This window comes from Streptomyces sp. NPDC007264, assembly GCF_042869095.1.
Classification (GTDB): Bacteria; Actinomycetota; Actinomycetes; order Streptomycetales; family Streptomycetaceae; genus Streptomyces.
This window is the reverse complement of record NZ_JBIAFD010000007.1, coordinates 1-21,855: the sequence shown is the minus strand read 5'-3', so window position 1 is coordinate 21,855 and position 21,855 is coordinate 1. Positions and strand designations below refer to the sequence as shown.

The window sequence follows — 21,855 nt, the reverse complement described above, 5'->3', positions numbered from 1 at the left end:
GTCAGGTCCGCGCGGGTACTCCGGTCAGCGCCGTCACCACCGGATCGAGCGCCTGCTGGATCTCGTCCCCGATCGAGCGGAAGAAGGGCAGGGGTGCTCCGTACGGGTCGTACACCTCGTCCGCGTCCGCCGTGGGCGCCAGCAGCCAGCCGCGCAGGGCCGCCGCCGCCCGGACCAGGGCGCGGGCCCGCGCCACGACGCCGTCCTCCAGGGGAGGCAGCGTCGCGGTGTCTATCGCCCGCACCAGACGGGTGAACTCCTTCAGCGTGAAGGTGCGCAGCCCCGCCGAGTGGCCCATCGAGATGACCTGGGCGCGGTGGTCGCGGGTCGCGGTCAGGACCAGGTCGGCGCGGATGACGTGCTCGTCCAGCAGCTCCCGGCCGACGAACCCGGAGGCGTCCGCGCCGAAGTCCGCGAGGACCGCCTCCGCGTTCGCCTCCATGGGCGCGCCCTCGTGGCCCCAGGTGCCCGCGCTCTCCACGATCAGTCCGCCCAGGGGGGTCCCCCAGGCACAGCCGGCGGGAGGGCCGCCGAGCCGGACCGCCAGGGCGTGCCGGGTCAGCCGCTCGGTGATCGGCGAGCGGCACACGTTGCCGGTGCTGACGTGGAGGATGCGGAAAGTGTCGCGGGGAGGTCCCGGTGGTACCGCGCTCCCCGTCTCGCCCCCGTTGCCTATGCCACGCCCCGCGTCAGGGGCTGTCAATTCGCCACCTCGAGGTCGGGTACGACCTTGCGCAGTTCCTCCGGCGGCAGCGCGCCCTGGCGCAGCAGCACCGGCACCTTGCCCGTGACGTCGACGATCGACGAGGGGACGTTGCCCGGGGTCGGGCCGCCGTCCAGGTAGACGGAGACGGAGTCGCCGAGCATCTCCTGTGCGGCGTCGCAGTTCTCCGGTGCCGGATGGCCGGTCAGGTTCGCGGAGGAGACGGCCATCGGCCCGACCTCGGTCAGCAGCTCGATGGCGACCGGGTGCAGCGGCATGCGCACGGCGACGGTGCCCCGGGTGTCCCCCAGGTCCCACTGGAGGGACGGCTGGTGCCTGGCGACGAGCGTGAGGGCGCCCGGCCAGAAGGCGTCGACCAGTTCCCAGGCCATCTCGGAGAAGTCCGTGACGAGGCCGTGCAGGGTGTTCGGGGACCCGATGAGCACGGGCGTGGGCATGGCGCGCCCCCGGCCCTTGGCGTCCAGCAGGTCGGCCACGGCCTCCGAGGAGAACGCGTCGGCGCCCACGCCGTACACGGTGTCGGTGGGCAGCACCACGAGTTCGCCACGGCGGACGGCGGACGCGGCCTCACGCAGACCGGTCACGCGGTCGGTCGCGTCGTTGGTGTCGTATCGCCGTGCCATGTCTAGCGGGCCTCCTCGTACGCGTGCTGCTGGATGGAAGTCTTCGGAGCGGACGCGCCCCGCGCAATGCCGCGCGCCGTGTTCACGGCAGCGCCCGGCGGGCGGTCGCGAAGCGTGGGCGGTTGTTGAGGTCGGGGTGGTCGGCCGCGTCGGCCCAGCCCCGCTCCTCGGTGAAGATCCACGGCACCTGGCCGCCCTGCGTGTCGGCGTGCTCGATGACGACGACGCCGCCCGGCCGCAGCAGCCGGTGGGCGGTGCGCTCCAGGCCGCGGATGAGGTCCAGGCCGTCCTCGCCGGAGAACAGGGCCAGCTCCGGGTCGTGGTCGCGCGCCTCGGGCGCGACGTACTCCCACTCGGTGAGCGGGATGTAGGGCGGGTTGGAGATGACCAGGTCGACCTGCCCGTCGAGGTCGTGGAAGGCGTCCCTGGCGTCGCCCTGGCGCAGGTCGACCCTGGAGCCCGCCATGTTCTTGCGGGTCCACTCCAGGGCGTCCTCGGACAGCTCCACGGCGTGCACGCGCGAGCGCGGCACCTCCTGGGCGAGCGCGAGGGCGATGGCGCCCGAGCCGGTGCACAGATCGACGATCAGCGGCTCGACGACGTCCATCGCGCGCACGGCGTCTATCGCCCAGCCGACGACCGACTCGGTCTCCGGGCGCGGCACGAACACCCCGGGCCCGACCTGGAGTTCCAGGTAGCGGAAGTAGGCGCGCCCGGTGATGTGCTGGAGCGGCTCCCGCGCCTCGCGGCGGGCGACGACCTCCCAGTAGCGGGCGTCGAAGTCGGCGTCCTTCACGGAGTGCAGCTCCCCCCGCTTGACGCCGTGCACGAACGCGGCGAGTTCCTCCGCGTCGTTGCGCGGCGAGGGCACGCCCGCGTCCGCCAGCCGCTGGGTGGCCTGGGCCACCTCCGCGAGCAGCACGCTGCGGGAGACCGGGGGCCGCCCCCCAAGATTCTGCTGCACGCTGGTCCTCCGGTGCTTGTACGGGTCCTTACGCGGCTGCGAGCTTGGCGGCCGAGTCCGCGTCGACACATGCCTGGATCACGGCGTCGAGATCGCCGTCCAGGACCTGGTCCAGGTTGTAGGCCTTGAAGCCCACGCGGTGGTCGGAGATGCGGTTCTCCGGGAAGTTGTAGGTGCGGATCTTCTCGGAGCGGTCGACGGTGCGGACCTGGCTGCGGCGGGCGTCGGCGGCCTCCTTCTCCGCCTCCTCCTGCGCCATGGCGAGCAGCCTGGAGCGCAGGATGCGCAGCGCCTGCTGCTTGTTCTGCAGCTGGCTCTTCTCGTTCTGGCAGGAGGCGACGACCCCGGTCGGGACGTGGGTGATGCGCACGGCCGAGTCGGTGGTGTTGACGGACTGGCCGCCGGGACCGGAGGAGCGGTAGACGTCGATGCGCAGGTCGTTCGGGTTGATCTCGATGTCGACCTCCTCGGCCTCCGGCGTGACGAGGACACCGGCCGCCGAGGTGTGGATGCGGCCCTGGGACTCCGTCGCGGGCACGCGCTGCACGCGGTGCACCCCGCCCTCGTACTTCAGGCGGGCCCACACGCCGTGGCCGGGCTCGATGTGACCGCGGGTCTTCACGGCGACCTGGACGTCCTTGTACCCGCCGAGTTCGGACTCGGTGGAGTCGATGATCTCGGTCTTCCAGCCGACGCGCTCGGCGTACCGCAGGTACATGCGCAGCAGGTCGCCGGCGAACAGGGCGGACTCGTCGCCGCCCGCGCCCGCCTTGATCTCGAGGATGACGTCCTTGTCGTCGCTGGGGTCGCGCGGGACGAGCAGGAGGCGCAGCTTCTCCGTCAGCCCCTCGCGCTGCTTCTCCAGCTCCTTGACCTCGGCCGCGAACTCCGGGTCGTCCGCCGCCAGTTCACGCGCCGTCTCGATGTCGTCGCCGGTCTGCCTCCAGGAGCGGTAGGCGGCGACGATCGGGGTGAGCTCGGCGTAGCGCTTGTTGAGCCTGCGCGCGTTGGCCTGGTCGGCGTGGACCGACGGATCGGCGAGCTTCTTCTCCAGGTCGGCGTGTTCTCCGACCAGTTCCTCGACCGCCTCGAACATCTCCGGCTCCCATGCGATGTCCCCCGCCCGGGCGGGCGTAGGGGACGTGTGTACGACGAACAGTGGCTGCACCGCAAAGCGCCGGTCCCGGCGCCCCCGCTGCACTGCACGGGAGCACCGGAGACCGGCGCTGTGGGCTCGCTACTTCTTGGCAGCGGCAGCCTTGCCGAAGCGGGCCTCGAAGCGGGCCACACGGCCACCGGTGTCGAGGATCTTCTGCTTGCCCGTGTAGAACGGGTGGCACTCGGAGCAGACCTCGGCCCGGATCGTGCCGGACCCGATCGTGCTGCGGGTGGTGAACGACGCGCCGCAGGTGCAGCTGACCTGCGTCTCGACGTACTCGGGGTGGATGTCGCGCTTCAAGGTGTCTCCTAGATTTCTGGAGGGCGCCGGGTCGCAGCCGCGGGGTGCGGAAGCGTGAACCGGAGCCGACGTACCAGTCTGCCAGGACTGGCCGTATCCCCCAAAACCGGGGGCACAGGTGATCTATTCCCGCTCGCCCGGCGACCGCTCACTCGCCCACGACCGCTCGCTCGCCCCCGACCGCTCACTCGCCCTCCGACCGCTCACGGGGCGGCCACGACGCCCCCGGCCTCGCCCGTGGCCGTTCCCTTCGTCGCGCTCGCCGGGATCGGCTCGTCGTTCCTCAGGGCGTCCCACACCAGCCGGGCCTCGGCCCGGGCCGTGACGACGCGGTTGGGGTCGGCCCGGTCGTAGCGGACCGGCATCGTCACCATGGTCATGTGGGCGGGGCCGATGCCCTTGAGCCCGTTCGCGAAGGAGGCCAGAGCCTTGACGGAGGCCAGGTCGGAGTCGGTGGTGACGGCCTTGGTCGCGGTGTCTGCGAGGTCCACCAGCCTGGTCGGATCGGTCAGGACGCCGATGTGCCGTACCCGGTCCACGAGGGCCTTGACGAAGGCCTGCTGCAACTGGATCCGGCCGAGGTCGGAGCCGTCGCCCACGCCGTGCCGGGTGCGGACCAGGCCGAGCGCCTGCCGTCCGTCGAGGGTGTGCGTGCCGGCCTTCAGGTCGAGGTGGCTGCTCTTGTCGTCGATGTCCTTCGTGGTGGTCACCCGGACGCCGCCGAGGTCGTCGATCAGCTTCCGGAAGCCGGCGAAGTCGACCTCGAGGTAGTGGTCCATGCGGATGCCGGTGATCGACTCCACCGTCTTGACGACGCAGACGGCGCCCCCGACGGAGTACGCCTCGTTGAACATGGAGCCGGCCGCGGCGGGGTGGGTGACGCCCTTGGCGTCGGTGCACCGGGGGCGGTCGACGAGGGTGTCGCGGGGGACGGACACCACGGCAGCCCGCTTGTGGCCCTGGTAGATGTGCACGATCATCGCCGTGTCGGAGCGGGCGCTGCCGTCGTCGGTGCCGCCGCCCAGCGCCCTGTTGCCGCCGGAGCGGGTGTCCGAGCCGAGGACCAGGATGTTCTCGGAGCCGTTGTCGATCTTCTGGGGCCGGTGGGCGCCCAGGGCCTGGTCGATGTCGACGCTCTTGATGTTGCCGTTGAGCTTGGCGTACAGGTAGCCGAGGCCGGTGCCGCCGAGGACCAGGATCCCCACGGCGAGCCAGACGGCGACAAGGAGGGCCCTGCGTCGCGTGCCGCGCTCCCCGCGGCGGTCCCCGGCCCCACCGGGCGGGCCGCTCGCGGACTCGTCCGGTATGCCGGGGTCCGATGTGCTCTCGGCGGGCATGTGCTCCTCGGTCCTGGTCCGGTCGGTCACCTGGCGGGTGACCCGATCGCTCCATGGTCACTCCGACCGGTCAGACGGAGAAACCGGGAAAAGGGTTGCACAACGCCCGGCGTTTTCCGTCCCGCGCCCCGCACGAGAGGTCTCGCGCCCCCCGCAAGCCCGGAGTGCGGAAGGGCCGCTCCCGTTGCGGGAGCGGCCCTGAACACAACCGCGGCGGTGCCGGCGAAATCAGCCGAGGAGGTTGAAGGCTCCCCAGCCGCCGCCGACCTTGACCCGGGTCTTGAACGGTGCGGAGGCGGTGCCGGTGCCCTTGTACAGCCACAGCACGCCTGAGCCGTCCCGGCCCAGCAGGTCGGGCCTGCCGTCGCCGGTGATGTCACCGGCGGTGGTGAAGGCGTTGTACGTGTTCCAGCCGCTGCCGACCTTGATCCGGGTGCCGAACGCCGGCGAGGCGGCGCCCTTGCCCGGGTACACCCACAGCACGCCGGAGCCGTCCCGCGCCAGCAGGTCGGGCTTGCCGTCGTTGCTGTAGTCGCCCTTGCCGGTGATGGTGTAGCTCGACCAGCCACCGCCGATCCGGACACGGGTGCCGAACAGCCCGTTGCCCTTGCCGGGGTAGAGCCACAGGACGCCGTCCTTGTCCTTGGCGACCAGGTCGGGCAGGCCGTCGCCGGAGAGGTCACCCGGAACCCGGATGTCCTTCATGACGTTCCAGCCGCCGCCGATGCGGTACGACTCGTAGCGGTCGCTGCCGTTGAACGCGAAGTCGTACAGGACACCGTCCGACGTGCGGTACAGGTAGTCCTGGAAGAAGTCGCGGTTCAGGTCGGCCTGGCGCACCAGGCTCAGCCCGCTCCAGTCGCCGAGCGAGACGCGGTTGCCCAGGTAGGGCCACTTGTCTCCGAGCGAGTAGTACTCGTAGGCCGTGCCGCCGGACGTACGCGCGAACACGTCCGCCAGACCGTCGAAGTCGAGGTCGGCGTCGTCGACGCGCGCGTTGACCGGGCCGACGTAGGAGCGGGTCTTGGCGTAGACGCTGTAGGCGCCCGCCGCGACACAGTCCTGGACGCCCCACGACACGACACCGGCGATCCGGCCGTTGACCACGAGCGGGCCACCGGAGTCGCCGTTGCACGGCGAGACCGTGCCGGTGTCCTGGCCGGAGGCCGGGTCGCCGGCGCAGGTCATCTGACCCGGCACGAAGTCGGAACCGTAGTACCCGGTGCAGGCGGAGTCCGACCGCATCGGCAGGGTCGCCTTCTTCAGGGTCAGCGAGATGTCCTGGCTGGTGGAGCTGGTTCGCCCCCAGCCGTACACCGTCGCCGGAGTGCCGTTGTTGTACGAGACGGTGTCGGAGCTCGACGTGAGCTGCAGCGTCTTGTACGGCAGCGCCTCGGTCAGCGTCAGCACCGCGAGGTCGCCGCCCCCGATGGTGACCGGGTTGTACGTGGGGTTGACCCACTGCCGCCACACGCCGGCGACCCGGCCGCCGTGCAGGTCGCTGCCGTCCGGCAGCTGGCTGGTGCCGGCGAGCACGGCGCCGTTCTTCGCCCAGTCCAGGCCGGACACGCAGTGCGCGGCGGTCAGGACCTTCGCCGGGGCCACCAGGGTGCCCCCGCAGAAGTACCCCTCGTCGTCGGACGTGTCCGCGGTGCCCTTGTCGTCGTAGTAGTGCAGCTGCACCATCCACGGCGCCTCGGTGATGGTCGCGTCCGTACCGCCGATGATCTTCGGGTCGACGGTGCCGGACGAGGCCGTCGGGCTCGACGTGGCCTTCGGCTCCGCGGTGGGGGCCGTGGCCGTGTCGTCCTTCATCTCGGTCACGGACCCCCGGATCCGCTTCAGCAGGTCGGCCTGAGAGGCGCTGGGCGTCTCGGTGGCGGCCGGCCGGGGCGGGAGCGGGGTCGTGCCGGACGCCTGGGCGGGCGTGGCCGCGAGGACCGCGCCACCCAGGGCGAGTGCGGCCGCGGCCGCGGGAAGAGCCAGGTGCGGTCTTCGGGAAGGTGATGCCACTCAGTTCTCCTGTCGTCGCACATGAGTTCGCAAGTCGCAGGAGAGAAGAACCCGGCGGGCACGGAGCCGCCGAAGGCAGCACGAGAGCCGCCGAAGCGGCACGAGAGTCGCCGAAGCGGCACGCGCCGCTGAAGGCAGCACCAACCCACCCATGGGCGTATCCGAAAATACGTTCCCCCCCACATTGGTGCGCTGATCGTACAACGCAGAAGTCCCGCTCCGTCACCCAGATGACGGAGCGGGACTTCACAGCGCCGAAGACGGCCTGGTTCAGTCGCCGTTGCCCGGCGTCGGCGTCGTCTTCTGGATCTGCATCAGGAACTCGACGTTCGACTTCGTCTGCTTCATCTTGTCGAGCAGCAGCTCGATCGCCTGCTGCTGGTCGAGCGCGTGCAGCACCCGGCGCAGCTTCCAGACGATGCCGAGCTCCTCGGCACCGAGCAGGATCTCCTCCTTGCGGGTGCCGGACGCGTCCACGTCCACCGCCGGGAAGATGCGCTTGTCGGCGAGCTTCCGGTCGAGCTTGAGCTCCATGTTGCCGGTGCCCTTGAACTCCTCGAAGATCACCTCGTCCATGCGGGACCCGGTGTCCACCAGGGCGGTGGCGAGGATGGTCAGCGAGCCGCCGTCCTCGATGTTGCGGGCCGCACCGAAGAACCGCTTCGGCGGGTACAGCGCCGTCGAGTCGACACCACCGGACAGGATGCGGCCGGAGGCCGGGGCGGCGAGGTTGTACGCACGGCCCAGACGCGTGATCGAGTCGAGCAGCACGACGACGTCGTGACCCAGCTCGACCAGGCGCTTGGCCCGCTCGATGGCGAGCTCGGCGACCGTGGTGTGGTCCTCGGCCGGGCGGTCGAAGGTCGAGGAGATGACCTCGCCCTTGACCGACCGCTGCATGTCGGTGACCTCTTCCGGACGCTCGTCGACGAGGACGACCATCAGGTGGCACTCGGGGTTGTTGTGGGTGATCGCGTTGGCGACCGCCTGCATGATCATGGTCTTGCCGGTCTTCGGCGGGGCCACGATCAGACCGCGCTGGCCCTTGCCGATCGGCGACACCAGGTCGATGATCCGGGTGGTCAGCACGCCCGGGTCGGTCTCCAGGCGCAGCCGGTCCTGCGGGTACAGCGGGGTCAGCTTGTTGAACTCCGGGCGGCCGCGGCCGTGTTCGGGCGCCATGCCGTTGACGGAGTCGAGGCGGACCAGCGCGTTGAACTTCTCGCGGCGCTCGCCCTCCTTCGGCTGGCGGACCGCGCCGGTGACGTGGTCGCCCTTGCGCAGGCCGTTCTTGCGGACCTGGGCGAGGGAGACGTACACGTCGTTGGGGCCCGGCAGGTAGCCCGACGTGCGGATGAAGGCGTAGTTGTCGAGGATGTCCAGGATGCCCGCGACGGGGATCAGGACGTCGTCCTCGGCGAGCTGCGGCTCGGCGATCTCGTCGCGGCCGCGGCGGCCCCGGCGGTCGCGGTAGCGGCCGCGACGGCCCCGGCGGCCACCCTCGAAGTCGTCGTCGTCCTGACGGTCCTGGCGGTCCTGACGGTCCTGGCGGTCCTGACGGTCCGGCCGGCCGCCGCTCTGCTGCTGGCCCTGCTGCCGGCCCTGCTGACCGCCCTGGCCCTGCTGCTGGTCGTCGCCCTTGCCGCGGCGGTCGCGGTCACGCCCGCGCTCGCGACGGTCGCGACGGCGGCCCTCGCCGCCCTCGCCGGCGTCGCCCTGCGACTGCGCCTGCTGGGGCTGCGCCGGGGTCTCGGCCTTCGGCTCGCTCTTGGCCTCGGCGGCGACCGTCTCGGGGCTGCCGGCCTCGGCCGTGGCGCGGCGACGGCGGCGCTCGGCCCCGGTGTCGTCACCGGCTCCCTGGCCCGGGATCTCGATCTGCTGCGTCGCCGTGGCCACGGCCTGCTCGGCCTTGGGCTCGGCGGCCGCGGACTCGTCGCCGGTACGGGCCCGGGAGGTGCTCCGGCGCTTCGGCTTGGTCTCGGTGGCGTCAGCGGCCTTGGCGGCGCCGCCTCCCCCGGTGCCCGAAGCGGCCTGGGACGCTCCGCCGGCCTGCGCCTCCTTGATGACCTCGATCAGCTGGCTCTTGCGCATGCGCGCCGTGCCCCTGATACCGAGGCCGGATGCGACCTGCTGCAGCTCGGCCAGCACCATGCCCTCGAGGCCGGTACCGCGGCGCCGCCGGGAGCCGGCACCGGTGGCAGGCGCGGAGGCGTCCGTGGCGGGCGCGGCAGCGGTCTCCTCGACACGTGCGCCCATCAGATCGGTGGTGTCGCTCACGAAGGGTCCTTCCCTGGAGCGGACGTCGGCCTGTCTGGCTCGGCGACCGGTTGTGCTGTCCGGCTTCGGTCCCGTCTGGGTGGACCGTGCCGGGGCGGTGGTCCGCCAAAGCGGCGGAGGAAATTTCTGGTGACGGCGCTTCCCGAAGCCGTGGCACGCGGTGGTGTGTCAGGCGGCTCGGTCACGCCGATTCCGGAGCGTGCTCGGCAATCCGCTCAGCGTCCGCGTACGTCGTACCGCGCGTGTACGAGATACGGAACACAGGGCGATTTGGGAGGCTCCCGGAAGAATGGTTGTCCCGGACGGGGACACGAAGCACCTCGCCATGGCGGGGTCGGGTGCAGACTTGAGGTTAACACTACCGGATCCAACAAACATTCCCCCTCTCGAAATCCGGCAACCGTGTGTCAGGGCGCAAGCGGCAGCACGCTCGCTCCCTGGCTGTCCAGCTCCAGCCGGTTGGCGGCCCAGCCCTCGCCCGCCAGATCGGCCACCTTGTCGGCGCTGTCGCCGTCGGCCAGCGCCAGAACCGTGGGGCCCGCGCCGGAGATCACCGCGGGGATCCCGTCCGACCGCAGCCGCTCCACCAGCGCCGCGCTCTCGGGCATGGCCGGGGCGCGGTACTCCTGGTGGAGGCGGTCCTCGGTGGCGGGCAGCAGCAGCTCGGGCCGCCGCGTCAGGGCCTCGACCAGCAGGGCGGCGCGGCCCGCGTTGGCGGCGGCGTCGACGTGCGGCACGGCGCGCGGCAGCAGTCCCCGGGCGGTCTCGGTCAGGACCGGCTTTCCGGGCACGAAAACCACCGGAACGATGGAATCGGCGGCGTCCAGGCGGATCGCCCGCGCGGCGCCGCGCTCCATCCAGGAGATGGTGAAGCCACCGAGCAGACAGGCGGCGACGTTGTCCGGGTGGCCCTCGATCTCGGTGGCGAGCTCCAGGAGCGCGGCGTCGTCGAGCCGGCTGTCGCCGCCTATCGTCACGGCGCGGGCGGCGACGATGCCGGCGCAGATGGCGGCGGAGGAGGAGCCGAGGCCACGGCCGTGCGGGATGCGGTTGGCGCAGACGATCTCCAGGCCGCGCGGCTGCCCGCCCAGGACGTCGAAGGCGGCGCGCATCGACCGTACGAGGAGGTGACTCTCGTCACGCGGGAGCGTCTCGCTGCCCTCACCTGCGATGTCGATGTGCAGCCCGGAGTCGGCCACGCGGACGACCACGTCGTCGTAGAGCCCCAGCGCGAGGCCCAGGGCGTCGAAGCCCGGGCCGAGGTTGGCGCTGGTGGCGGGGACGCGCACCCGGACGGCGGCGGCGCGGAAGGCTGGACCGGCCATCGCTCGATGACTCTCCTTGAGCTGCGTGATGGTCGAATGACATTCGATACGTGCGGAAGACCCGAAGGCCGCAAGGACGGCGCGGCACCGCGGCATATGCGGCGGGCGGGTTCAGTACAGCCTATCGAAGGAAGGTTCTGTGGCGACATAGGGCGCACAGGAGGCGCACGATGCGTGTCGTAAGCCCCCTGTGCCCCCTCTGTCGGGTGCCAACAGGGTTATCCCCCGGAAACCGCCTGGTTACGCGAGTCCGAGCCGCTCGGCCGCGGTCACCGCGTCGACCGGCACCGTGACCGGCCGCGGGGCGCCCGCGACGGCCCAGTCGGGGTCCTTGAGGCCGTTGCCGGTGACCGTGCAGACGATGGTCTGGCCCGGGTCGACCTTGCCCTGCTCGGCAGCCTTCAGCAGACCGGCCACCGACGCCGCGGACGCGGGCTCGACGAAGACGCCCTCCTGCGCCGCCAACAGCCGGTAGGCACGCAGGATCTCACGGTCCGTCACCTCGTCGATGAGACCGCCCGACTCGTCCCGCGCCGCCAGGGCCTGCTTCCAGGAGGCGGGGTTGCCGATGCGGATGGCGGTGGCGATGGTGGACGGGTCCTTGACGACCTCGCCGCGCACGATGGGGGCCGAGCCCGACGCCTGGTAGCCCCACATCCGCGGCGTCCGCCGGGCGATGCCGTCGGCCGCGTACTCACGGTAGCCCTTCCAGTACGCGGTGATGTTGCCCGCGTTGCCGACCGGCAGGACATGGATGTCGGGCGCCTCCCCGAGCATGTCCACGATCTCGAAGGACGCCGTCTTCTGGCCCTCGATGCGCACCGGATTGACCGAATTGACCAGCGCCACCGGATAGTTGTCGGAGAGCGCCCGGGCGAGCGTGAGGCAGTCGTCGAAGTTGCCGTCCACCTGGAGGATCTTCGCGCCGTGCACGAGGGCCTGGCCCATCTTGCCGAGCGCGATCTTGCCCTGCGGCACGAGGACGGCGGACACCATGCCGGCGCGCACGGCGTAGGCGGCGGCGCTCGCGGAGGTGTTGCCGGTGGAGGCGCAGATGACGGCCTTCGCACCCTCCTCCTTGGCCTTGGAGATGGCCATCGTCATGCCGCGGTCCTTGAAGGACCCGGTGGGGTTGGCACCCTCCACCTTGAGATGGACGTCACAGCCGGTGCGCTCGGAGAGCACCTGCGCGGGCACGAGCGGCGTACCGCCCTCGCGGAGGGTGACGACCGGCGTACCGTCCGACACCGGCAGCCGGTCCCGGTACTCCTCGATGATTCCGCGCCACTGGTGGGTCATTGCTGGTTACTCTCCTTCAACCCGCATGATGCTGGCGACACCCCGCACGGTGTCGAGGCTGCGCAGCGCCTCGACGGTCCCGGTCAGGGACGCGTCGGACGCACGATGGGTGACGACGACGAGGGAGGCCTCACCGTCCTTGCCCTGCTGGCGAACCGTATCGATCGAGACGTCGTGCTCGGCGAACACGGTCGCGACCTGGGCGAGAACACCCGGTTTGTCGGCGACGTCGAGGCTGATGTGGTACCGCGTCACGACGTCCCCCATCGGCGAGACGGGCAGGGCGGCGTACGCGGACTCACCGGGCCCGGTGGCGCCGCTGAGCCGGTTGCGGCACACGGCGACGAGATCGCCGAGAACGGCGGACGCGGTGGGCGCACCCCCCGCGCCGGGCCCGTAGAACATCAGCTGACCCGCGGCGTCCGCCTCCACGAAGACGGCGTTGTACGCGCCGCGCACGGAGGCGAGCGGGTGGGTCAGCGGGATCATGGCGGGGTGCACGCGCGCGGTGACCGAGCCACCGTCGACGGCACGCTCACAGATCGCGAGCAGCTTGATGGTGCAGCCCATCTCCTTCGCCGAGGCGAAGTCGGCCGCGGTGACCTCGGTCATGCCCTCGCGGTACACGTCGTCGAGGCGCACCCGGGTGTGGAAGGCGATCCCGGCGAGGATGGCGGCCTTGGCGGCCGCGTCGAACCCCTCGACGTCGGCGGTCGGGTCGGCCTCCGCGTACCCGAGGGCGGTGGCCTCGTCGAGGGCCTCCTGGTAGCCGGCCCCCGTGGTGTCCATCTTGTCGAGGATGAAGTTGGTCGTCCCGTTGACGATGCCGAGCACCCGGTTGACCTTGTCGCCGGCGAGGGACTCGCGCAGCGGCCGGATCAGCGGGATGGCCCCGGCGACGGCGGCCTCGTAGTACAGGTCCTCGCCGTGCTCCTCGGCCACCGCGTGGAGGGCCGCCCCGTCCTGGGCGAGGAGCGCCTTGTTGGCCGACACGACCGACGCGCCGTGCTCGAAGGCCGTGGTGATGAGCGTACGGGCGGGCTCGATCCCCCCGATGACCTCGACGACGACGTCGAGGTCGCCGCGTTTGACGAGGGCGGTGGCATCGGTGGTGATCAGCTCGGGGTCGATGCCCTCACGCACCTTGGAGGGCCTGCGCACCGCCACCCCCGCCAGCTCCACCGGCGCCCCGATCCGCGCCGCGAGGTCGTCGGCGTGCGTCGTCATGATGCGCGCCACCTCTGAGCCGACGACCCCACAGCCCAGCAGCGCCACCTTCAGCGGACGCGTACGCATCATCCGACCTCGTTTCCTCATGCGGTCCAACGGTTCGACCAGTCTCACTCACCGAACGGGACTTTCTGCCCTTCGTCCGGATCGTGAGACGTTTATTTCATTTTGTCAGCGGCGCTGAGCAGGAAGATCTCCGCTGGTCCGGCGCCTGTTCCGGGGCGGGGCCGGTGCCGGTCCCTGTGCCGGTACCGGTGGCGGTGTCGGTGCGGGTGCCGGTGCGGGTGCGGGTGCCGGCCCCGGTGCGGGTCCCGGTCCCGGTGCGCGCTGCGCCGCTGCCGGTTCCGGTGCCGGTCCCTGCTCCTGCTCCTGCTCCTGCTCCTGCTCTTGTTCCCGCTCCTGCTCTTGTTCCTGTTCCTGTTCCTGTTCCTGTTGTCACCCGACGTCGAGGCGCAGGAGGTCCTCCTCCGTCTCCCGGCGGACGATCACGCGGGCCTCTCCGTCGCCGACGGCGACGACAGGCGGGCGCAGGACGTGGTTGTAGTTGCTGGCCATGGACCGGCAGTACGCACCCGTGGCGGGCACGGCGATGAGGTCACCGGGCGCCAGGTCCGCGGGCAGGAAGGCGTCCCGTACGACGATGTCACCGCTCTCGCAGTGCTTGCCGACGACACGGGCCAGCATGGGCTCGGCGTCGGAGGCACGGGAGACGAGGGCGACGCTGTACTCGGCGTCGTACAGCGCGGTGCGGATGTTGTCGGACATGCCGCCGTCGACGGAGACGTACGTGCGCAGCCCGTCGAGGGGCTTGATCGTGCCGACCTCGTACAGCGTGAAGGCGGTCGGCCCGACGATGGCGCGCCCGGGCTCGACGGAGATGCGGGGCGTGCGGAGCCTGGCGGCCTCGCACTCCCGGGAGACGATCTCGCCCAGGGCCTTGGCGATCTCGTGCGGCTCGCGGGGATCGTCGGCGCTGGTGTAGGCGATTCCGAGGCCGCCGCCGAGATCGATCTCGGGAAGCTCGACGCCGTGCTCGTCCCGGATGTCCCTGAGGAGCCCCACCACTCGGTGCGCGGCGACCTCGAAACCGGACATGTCGAAGATCTGCGACCCGATGTGGCTGTGGATGCCGATGAGTTCGAGCCCGTCGAGCCGCAGCGCACGCCGCACGGCCTCGGCGGCCTGCCCGTCGGCGAGCGGGATCCCGAACTTCTGGTCCTCGTGCGCGGTGGCGATGAACTCGTGCGTGTGCGCCTCGACCCCGACCGTGACCCGGATCTGCACTCGCTGCCGCTTGCCGAGCGACTCGGCGATGTGGGCGACGCGCACGATCTCCTGGAAGGAGTCGAGGACGATGCGCCCGACACCGCTCTCGATCGCCCGGGTGATCTCCTCGGTGGACTTGTTGTTGCCGTGGAACGCGATGCGCTCGGCGGGCATGCCGCCGGCGAGCGCGGTGGCGAGCTCACCTCCGGAGCACACGTCGAGGTTGAGCCCTTCCTCGTACAGCCAGCGCACGACGGCGCGGGAGAGGAACGCCTTGCCGGCGTAGAAGACGTCGGCGTCGGCCCCGAAGGCGGTGCGCCAGGCCCGGGCCCGGGCCCGGAAGTCGGCCTCGTCGATGAAGTAGGCGGGGGTCCCGAACCGCTCGGCGAGCGTCTTCACATCGAGGCCCCCGACGGTCACGACACCGTCGTCGGTGCGGCGCACGGTCTGCGCCCACACCTTGGGGTCGAGGGCGTTGAGGTCGGCGGGCGGGGCGGAGTAGTGGCCCTCGGGCAGGACGTCGGCGTGGCGGGGCCCGGCGGGGTGTGCTGAACGGCTCATGAGGTCGGTGCTTTCTCGCGGGTCTCAGAGGTAGTCGGGGGCGCTGATGCCGAGCAGGGACAGGCCGCCGGCCAGCACCGTCCCGGCGGCTTCGGCAAGAGCGAGCCGGGCCCGATGGGCGGCCGAGGGTTTCTCGTCGCCGAGCGGGAGCACCGTGTGCTGAAAGGCGAGCAGGGCGTCGGCGACACCGACGAGACACCGGGCGAGCCGATCGGGCGCACGGTGGGTGGCCGCCTGGGTGAGGACGGTGGGGTATTCGGCGAGGGTGCGGAGGAGGGGGGCGTGGGTCTCGTGGGCCGGGTGGGTCACGTGGGTCACCTGCGCCACACGGCCTCCGTCGACTGTTCGGACCGCGCGGTCTCCGTCTTCCGCGTGGAACCCGCGGCCTCCCTCGTCTGCCTGGAACCCGTGGACGGCGTCATCCGTGTGAACCCCATGGACGGCGTCGTCCGTGCGAACCCCATGGACGGGGTCGGAGACATCGCCGGGGACGGCGTGGAAGCCCAGCCGTGCGGCGTTGCGGGTGAGCGCACGGGCACGGGCGCGGGCGTAGCGGACGCGGAAGAGGGGGTTGCTCTCGCGCTGCAGCAGATGGTCGGCGGTGATCCGGGGCCGGTCGTGCGCAGCGGGATACAGCAGAGCCCAGCGGGCGGCGTCGGGTCCGAGCGGCGCGGGGTCCTCCGGAGCCGGGACGGGCCGGAGGTCGACGGGCTCCCCGGGGCGCGCGTGCCGGACCTCGGCGCGGCCGTCCTGGGTGGCGATGATGCGCACGAGGGTGTCGGCCAATACTTCGGCACGCATGTCGTAGGGGATCCGGAGGGGGATCACCTGGCCGGTGAGAGTGGGGGTGTGGCCGTACGGGGCGGGGTGGCCGGACGGGGCGGGGGGGCCGTCGTCGGCTTCGTCGCCCGGACGGCCGTGGTCGCTGCGGGGGTGGCTGCTGTGCCCGTCCCGGCGGTCGAGGATCTCGCGCACGAGGGAGGCGGTGGCACTGGCCGGTTCGAGGCGGATGTTGAGGAATCCGGGGCCGGTGATCTCGACGTCGGCGACGCCGGCCGCGCCGCGGAGGTGGGCGCGCAGGATCTCGGCGACGTCGAGAGGCGCCCGTCCTGCCGGGCGGGCGAGCTGAAGGGCGATGTTGGTGGCGTAGTCGCCACGGCCGCCGGGCCCGGGCGGAGCGACCACGGCACGTGCGGGCACGGGCACGCTCAGTTCCCCGCCGTCCACAGCACTACGCACCGCGTGCAGCACGGTGCGGGAGAGCTCGACGGGAGTCACGGGACAAGGGTATGGGAGGAGGGGGGTAGGTATGCGAGCAGGATTCCCTCGGGTCCGGGATGTGGGACGGGGCGGTGGCGCGAGCCCTGGGCGGGGGGCCCTGGGCGACCCGGTTGACCTGGATGGCCTGGATGGCCTGGATGGCCTGGATGGGGTGACTGCGGGGCTGCGGGGCTGCGGGGCTGCGGAGCATGGACTGCTACGCCGTAGGACATGGGCGCCGCTGGGCCGTGGGGCGGAGGGGCGGAGAAGGCGTGAGGCCGCCGGAGGCCACAGAGACGCGACCTGGAGCCCGCCCTGTTGCTCAGAACCTGACCCCTGTCCGACCGCTTGGCGCAACCGGGCGGCCGGGAGACCGCTGACCGACCTCAGCCGCCGGTACGCCCGACCCGGTCGGCCTGTCCGGCACGCTCGGAGTCACCCGGCTCCGCTTCGAGGCCACCCCCGATGGCGAACGCGCCCTGATCGCCGGTGCCGCGACGCTCCATCAGTTCCTTCACGAGCCGGACCAGTTCGGTCGGATCGAAGGGCTTGGCGAGGAACCCGTCGACACCGACACCGAGACCGCTCTCGACCTCGTACTGGGTACAGGCGCTGATGATGGCGAGGGGCAGATCACGCGTACGGGGGTCCGCGCGAAGCCGCGCGGCGGTCCGCAGCCCGTCGAGCCGCGGCATGACGACATCCAGGGTGATCAGATCGGGCCGTACCTGGTGCACGACATCCAGACACTCGGCACCGTCGGCCGCGGTCACGACCTCGAGACCCTCCAGTTCGAGGTTGACCCTGATCAGCTGCCGGATGACCTTGTTGTCGTCCACCACAAGAACCCGGCCGGTCGCGCCTGACACAACTCGAGAGTAGGTGTGTCCCGGGGGTCGCGTCCGGGTTTTCCCCACTTCCACCCCGTCCGAGGGAGCCGCCCCGCCGGACCCCCGGGAAACCGTTCAAGGCGACCCCGAAAGAGCTGGTAGGGTTCTACCCGTCACCGCGAACACCGCGAGACACGCCCCCGTAGCTCAGGGGATAGAGCAACGGCCTCCGGAGCCGTGTGCGCAGGTTCGAATCCTGCCGGGGGCACTCGAAAGATGGGAACGGACGCGCCGGTTTTGCCGGGCTTGTCCACCCCGGGTGCCATGATCGGGTTCCAGCACTTCGGTGCAGGGGCCCGATTTTTTGTTCCATGGCTCCAGCTCACGGGTGACGGACACCAGTCCGTCAAGCAGATGCCCCGGGATGGTCACCCGTAGGGTCACTTCCTCGCGGGGCCGGCTGTAGCGAACCTCCAGCCCGAAGGCGGTGTAGAGCCGCCGTTGGATCTCCTCCGGGACCAGGGCGAGGTCCACATCGAGGTGCGGGAGCGCATCGAGCAGGGCCGCGCTATCGGCGGGGCGTTCCACCTGTTTCGGCGCTTGCAGACGAGCCAGTTGCTCGGCGAGTTGCTGGCGCTGTGCACCCAGCGTGGCGTGCTCACGGCGGATCGCGTCGCGGAACTGCTTCTCCTGATCCGGGTCGAGATCGTCGGCCGCGTCGTCGCCGCCGAAGCCGTCGGCGAGGGTGCGGATGAGGCGGGCCTGTCGCTGACCGATCGCACTGATGGCGTGCTCCAGAGCTGCCCGCTCCTTGTCGATACGGTCGCCGGTGTCGTCCGCGGACCGAGCGGCTTCGAGTGCGGCTGTGAGATGGCTGCGCCGATCGGGGCCGAAGATCCTGGCGGCGAAGAAGCGGGAGACGGAGGCGATCAGGATCTGTTCGCGGATCCACAAGGTCTTGGGGTGATCAGGAAACCAGGTCTGATCGCGATGTTCGTTGGGGTCGGGCTGGCAGGCGTAGTAGGAGATCTGGTGGCGGGTCTTGCCGAACATGCGGCGGTCGCAGATCTCGCAGTAGACGTACGACCGCAGGACGTAGGAGCGCTTGGTGGCCGGGTGAGCGTTGGGGCCGTGGGTGGTGCGGGACCCCTGGCGCTGGCGGCCCACGGTGGAGACGGCGTCGAACAACTCCTTGGTGACAAGAGGCTCATGGGCGGGCCGGGGCGACCAAACCCAGTCCTTCGGGTCGTTGTAGCGGCCGCCCTTCTTCATCGCGCGGCGGTTCCAGACCTGGTAGCCCGTGTACTTGGGATTGTGCAGGATCTCTCGCACGGCGGATCCACTCCAGCGGCCCAGGGCCGCGTCCGGCCGGGCCGGCTCCGGAGGCGGGTAGGCGACGAGATCCAGGTTCAGACGGTCGGCGATGGCGTCGTAGCCGAGCTTGTCCAGCCCGCGGAGCTGGAAGATGTAGGTGACCGCTGAGGCCCGCAGCGGGTCGGGGATGAGCCGGTGCTTGGTACGGCCTTCGGCTCGGCGGGCCGGGACGGGGTGGGGCACTTTCTCCGCGAGGTAGCCGTAGGGAGGCTTACCCACGTTCCAGCCCTGGGAGATGTGCTCGATGAAGCCGTCCCAGGACAGCTCGAGCATCTGCAGCACGTACCACTCGGAGACGGCCTGCTTGACGCGCCGGGTGAGGGTCGGTGTGGCGCGCTTGGCCCTGGGCCCGGTGACGATCGGCTCGTCGGCGGCGCACAGGGCGACACCGGCCTGCTCCAGCTCGTACTCGATCTTCGTGCCGAAGTAGGTGCGGCGGGCGACACGTTCGATCGACTCGCAGATGACGGCAGCGAAGCGGCGATCGGGGCGCTGGGCCTCTTCGAGGAGATCGGCAACGCTACCGTCGCGCGGGATGGGGATCTTGAAGTTCTGGTGAGCCAGGGAGTTGCCCCGCTCGTGCAGCTCCTTGCGGCCGGACTCGACATCGTAGAAGTGGGCGACGATCACCCAGCCGGGCGGCAACGCGGCTCTGGCGTTGCGCAACTGCCGGGGCAGCGACAGCGTCGGGTCCTGGGCATCCTCCGTGGAGGTCCGACCGAGCCAGGCCACCGGGACGGTCACCGGAAGCGCCGCGGCGTCCGGGACGCCATCGGTTGCCCAGGGGCGGCCGGGCACGGGAGGCGCCCAGGACGACCGGGGCGCGGGTGGGGTGGCGGGCATGTGGTGTCCCTCTCCCATTGGTTATGCGCGGGGAAGCTCAAGGCGGCCGGCTTCGACCTGTCCGCTCTCCGGTGGGGCGCTGTGGCGGGCGTACAGCCACTCCAGCACCTCGCGGATCGCAGCTCCTTGGCGCCGAGCCAGGGCCTGGGCGTCCTCCCCGTCGACAGCGACGTACTCCACGACCACCCGCGGACCCTGGGCTGAGCAGGGCTTTCCCGGGGTGACGCTGGCGGTCGTCGTCCATGGACGCTCCATCCCGGCCGTGTCGTCAAGGCCGCCGTCCGGCGTGTCGGTCAGAGGGCGCGAGGGGTGGTTCACGGTCGCTCCGGTGACTACGGGGCCCAGCCCGGCCTGATGCTGACGTCACGTAATAGAGATTCGAAGCGGAGCATTTGACACCGTCTCAACGGCCGTTCGAATGACAGAGGGCCTCACCCGCCCTCCATGCTTCTCCGCCGAGCGCCGATCACGAACAACTCTTCACAGGTAGAACGGGAAGCGAGCCAGTGGCGAGCCACCTGCGAACCCTGGCGGGCTGAGGCAGAACCAGAATCTTCTTTGTTCGATTCCCGGGAAGTGCGACTGGAAGGCCAAGCGTGTCGGCGAGGCATGCGTTGAGGCGCCCGTCAAGCCTGCCACTTCAGAGGTCGTTGAGGCGCTCTGAGACGGCTCTGCCGACTGCTCGTAGGGCAAGGCTGTGCTGGACACGACAGCTGACGTCGATGGCCGCTTCTGTAAACAAGCCGCATCATCCCTCCCTATGATTTCGAGTTGTGGAGCTGGAGCCGCTACACCGACCTGGACCGATCGATCACGCGCGCCACTCCCCAGATTTGGATCGGCCACCGATCGGTATGTGCCCCAATCGGGGTAGGTATGCAGATACGGCGAACGCCCGCCCCGTCAAACCGCCGTGAATACGCCTACGCGGGCGCTATAGGCCCGGTCAGCGGCCAGGCGGCCACGGAATGCGAGTGGATTGCCAGGCGCCGGACGCGACCTACGGAAACGCACCCATGCGGCGGAGAAGGCTCCTCTCGCCACGCGCACCGATCCGACCGGGCATTTGTAATTACCATTGCGTACTGCCAGCCGTCGGCGAACCAACAACCACCGATCTGTCGCCCGCAGCTGATCTCTCCGCCGATCGGCACCCGCTTTCGCCGACCGATCTGCCTCGTGGCGTGCGATGAGGCCGCTTCACTTCGCCGGGCCGCTCCGATGGGCCGTGTCGGCAGTCACCGAGTTCACGCGGTCAGCAGACCGGTCTCACTCTACTGCCAGTAAGGACGTGGGGATGCTGGAACATGACGGCCTCAGTTCCATGCCGCCGGAAGCTACGCCGGGGACCTACTGCAAGCGACCATGAGGGATAATCAGCTTCGCAAGTTCAAGGCCGGGCGCCGTTCACCAGTAGATCGGGACGCGTTGCTCCACCGATATACAGTCGCGCTCGTGCGACAGTGGCTCGTAATGGACCTGAGCTGCGCCTTTATGTCAGGCGGGGGTGTCGCATCCAAGTGCGTACACAGATACGACGGGGGATACGACCCCCGAAACGACGGGGTAAACGACACTCGAACCACCACACCGGAGATCACAAAGAGAGCTGTCACGGGCCGGACCTACCGCGAGGGCACGGTAGAGCGAACCACGCGATCTTGGTGCTCGCGTGGCTGCAGAAGCCCCAAGCCCCATTGGTGAGTTCGTGGACGATGTGCAGACCACGTCCGCGCTCGGAGAGCAATGTGCACAGCGCGTCCAGGCCGCCCCCTCGGTTCTCCTCGGACGGGGCGTACGGGGTCTCGGCAGGAAAGGAAGGAATCTCCGGGATCTGCGGGTCGTGGTCCTCGATTTCGCAGATGACTTCCGTAGCGGTGCGACGCAGCCGCATCTCGTACGGTCCCTCGGCATACCTGCTGGCGTTGGTGACGAGTTCGGACATGACCAGTACCGCGTCGCCGATAACCTCGCAGTCGAAGCCGAGTTCAACGAGGGCGCAGCGTAGGGCAGCACGGGCCTGGGCTGGGGCGTCGAGGGTAGAGCTCGTCCAGCGCCATACCACGCACGAGCTGCAATCCAGAGCGCGTTGCGCGGTCATCGCCGTCCTCCATGGGCCGCGTGACGCGCGCGCAGGACGCGGCGGTGACGACCACGCCCGGGACGTACGCAATCGCGTACCTCGCACAGCGCGAACGGGCCGGCCCCCATCGCGTACGGCAGCAACAACCCAGCGGTGAACAGAAGCGGTGCCACTACAGGGACCTCCCGGTGATCGCGATTGGTTCGCGACCACCACACCGTGGGAACACGAAGAGCGGAATGCTGCTCTGACGAGTACTTTCAGTGCATTCTGAGGGGTATCGCCGGTCCTACTCAGGTTGAATCCGCGATGTCCGGCTGGTTGATCAGGCCCTTGAGGTCCAGGCCGGTGGTCGGCAGGCAGCCCTCGATCAGGTGCGGGCGGTAC

Annotated in this window: 16 protein-coding genes, 1 tRNA gene and 1 pseudogene; 1 reads left to right on the top strand and 17 read right to left on the bottom strand. The window is 70.5% G+C overall.

All coding sequences use genetic code 11. The annotated features are described in order from the left end of the window. Window position 1: 1 nt before the first annotated feature. From ACFYMU_RS13535 to ACFYMU_RS13470, 14 genes are all read right to left on the bottom strand, one after another. Entirely contained in the window at window positions 2-703 is a 702-nt protein-coding gene (locus ACFYMU_RS13535; RefSeq protein ID WP_388372272.1) for a protein-tyrosine-phosphatase, read from the bottom strand. Continuing rightward, on the bottom strand, window positions 700-1,347 hold the full coding sequence (locus ACFYMU_RS13530; RefSeq protein ID WP_388372270.1) for an L-threonylcarbamoyladenylate synthase: 648 nt from the start codon (window positions 1,345-1,347) through the stop codon (window positions 700-702). Before ACFYMU_RS13530 ends, ACFYMU_RS13535 begins: the two co-directional genes overlap by 4 nt. A gap of 82 nt (window positions 1,348-1,429) precedes the next feature. Beyond that, on the bottom strand, window positions 1,430-2,269 hold the full coding sequence (gene prmC / locus ACFYMU_RS13525; RefSeq protein ID WP_388372892.1) for a peptide chain release factor N(5)-glutamine methyltransferase: 840 nt from the start codon (window positions 2,267-2,269) through the stop codon (window positions 1,430-1,432). Window positions 2,270-2,339: 70 nt separating this feature from the next. Then, window positions 2,340-3,407, bottom strand: a complete 1,068-nt coding sequence (gene prfA, locus ACFYMU_RS13520; RefSeq protein WP_388372268.1) for a peptide chain release factor 1 — start codon at window positions 3,405-3,407, stop codon at window positions 2,340-2,342. A 141-nt stretch (window positions 3,408-3,548) separates the two neighbouring features. After that, the gene (gene rpmE / locus ACFYMU_RS13515) at window positions 3,549-3,770 is read right to left on the bottom strand and encodes a 50S ribosomal protein L31 (protein WP_059130001.1); all 222 of its coding nucleotides are present in this window, start codon (window positions 3,768-3,770) and stop codon (window positions 3,549-3,551) included. 203 nt (window positions 3,771-3,973) lie between these two features. Further along, a complete protein-coding gene (locus tag ACFYMU_RS13510; protein ID WP_388372266.1) occupies window positions 3,974-5,107 on the bottom strand; it encodes an LCP family protein in 1,134 nt (377 codons plus the stop codon). A gap of 228 nt (window positions 5,108-5,335) precedes the next feature. Further along, on the bottom strand, window positions 5,336-7,120 hold the full coding sequence (locus tag ACFYMU_RS13505) for a trypsin-like serine protease (protein ID WP_388372265.1): 1,785 nt from the start codon (window positions 7,118-7,120) through the stop codon (window positions 5,336-5,338). A gap of 270 nt (window positions 7,121-7,390) precedes the next feature. After that, window positions 7,391-9,397, bottom strand: coding sequence for a transcription termination factor Rho (rho, locus tag ACFYMU_RS13500; RefSeq protein ID WP_388372263.1), 2,007 nt, complete (start codon window positions 9,395-9,397; stop codon window positions 7,391-7,393). Between the two features lie 407 nt (window positions 9,398-9,804). Next, entirely contained in the window at window positions 9,805-10,722 is a 918-nt protein-coding gene (thrB, locus tag ACFYMU_RS13495; RefSeq protein WP_388372262.1) for a homoserine kinase, read from the bottom strand. Window positions 10,723-10,962: 240 nt separating this feature from the next. Next, window positions 10,963-12,021, bottom strand: coding sequence for a threonine synthase (thrC, locus tag ACFYMU_RS13490; protein WP_388372260.1), 1,059 nt, complete (start codon window positions 12,019-12,021; stop codon window positions 10,963-10,965). A 6-nt stretch (window positions 12,022-12,027) separates the two neighbouring features. Then, entirely contained in the window at window positions 12,028-13,320 is a 1,293-nt protein-coding gene (locus tag ACFYMU_RS13485; RefSeq protein ID WP_388372258.1) for a homoserine dehydrogenase, read from the bottom strand. Window positions 13,321-13,686: 366 nt separating this feature from the next. After that, a complete protein-coding gene (gene lysA, locus ACFYMU_RS13480; protein ID WP_388372256.1) occupies window positions 13,687-15,078 on the bottom strand; it encodes a diaminopimelate decarboxylase in 1,392 nt (463 codons plus the stop codon). 24 nt (window positions 15,079-15,102) lie between these two features. Then, window positions 15,103-16,356, bottom strand: coding sequence for an ArgS-related anticodon-binding protein NrtL (gene nrtL / locus ACFYMU_RS13475; protein ID WP_388372254.1), 1,254 nt, complete (start codon window positions 16,354-16,356; stop codon window positions 15,103-15,105). 368 nt (window positions 16,357-16,724) lie between these two features. Next, window positions 16,725-17,261: a response regulator gene (locus ACFYMU_RS13470; protein ID WP_388372252.1), complete on the bottom strand. Its 537-nt coding sequence runs from the start codon at window positions 17,259-17,261 to the stop codon at window positions 16,725-16,727. Between the two features lie 103 nt (window positions 17,262-17,364). Here ACFYMU_RS13470 and ACFYMU_RS13465 point away from each other — a divergent pair. Beyond that, window positions 17,365-17,436: transfer RNA gene (locus tag ACFYMU_RS13465), tRNA-Arg, on the top strand. A 959-nt stretch (window positions 17,437-18,395) separates the two neighbouring features. On the opposite strand, the pseudogene ACFYMU_RS13460 reads toward ACFYMU_RS13465, so the two are convergent. From ACFYMU_RS13460 to ACFYMU_RS13450, 3 genes and pseudogenes are all read right to left on the bottom strand, one after another. Next, window positions 18,396-18,815, bottom strand: a pseudogene (locus ACFYMU_RS13460) (recombinase family protein); the annotation flags it as partial. 591 nt (window positions 18,816-19,406) lie between these two features. After that, a complete protein-coding gene (locus ACFYMU_RS13455) occupies window positions 19,407-19,565 on the bottom strand; it encodes a hypothetical protein (protein WP_388372250.1) in 159 nt (52 codons plus the stop codon). Between the two features lie 1,432 nt (window positions 19,566-20,997). Further along, on the bottom strand, window positions 20,998-21,486 hold the full coding sequence (locus tag ACFYMU_RS13450) for an ATP-binding protein (RefSeq protein WP_388372248.1): 489 nt from the start codon (window positions 21,484-21,486) through the stop codon (window positions 20,998-21,000). Window positions 21,487-21,855 lie beyond the last annotated feature (369 nt).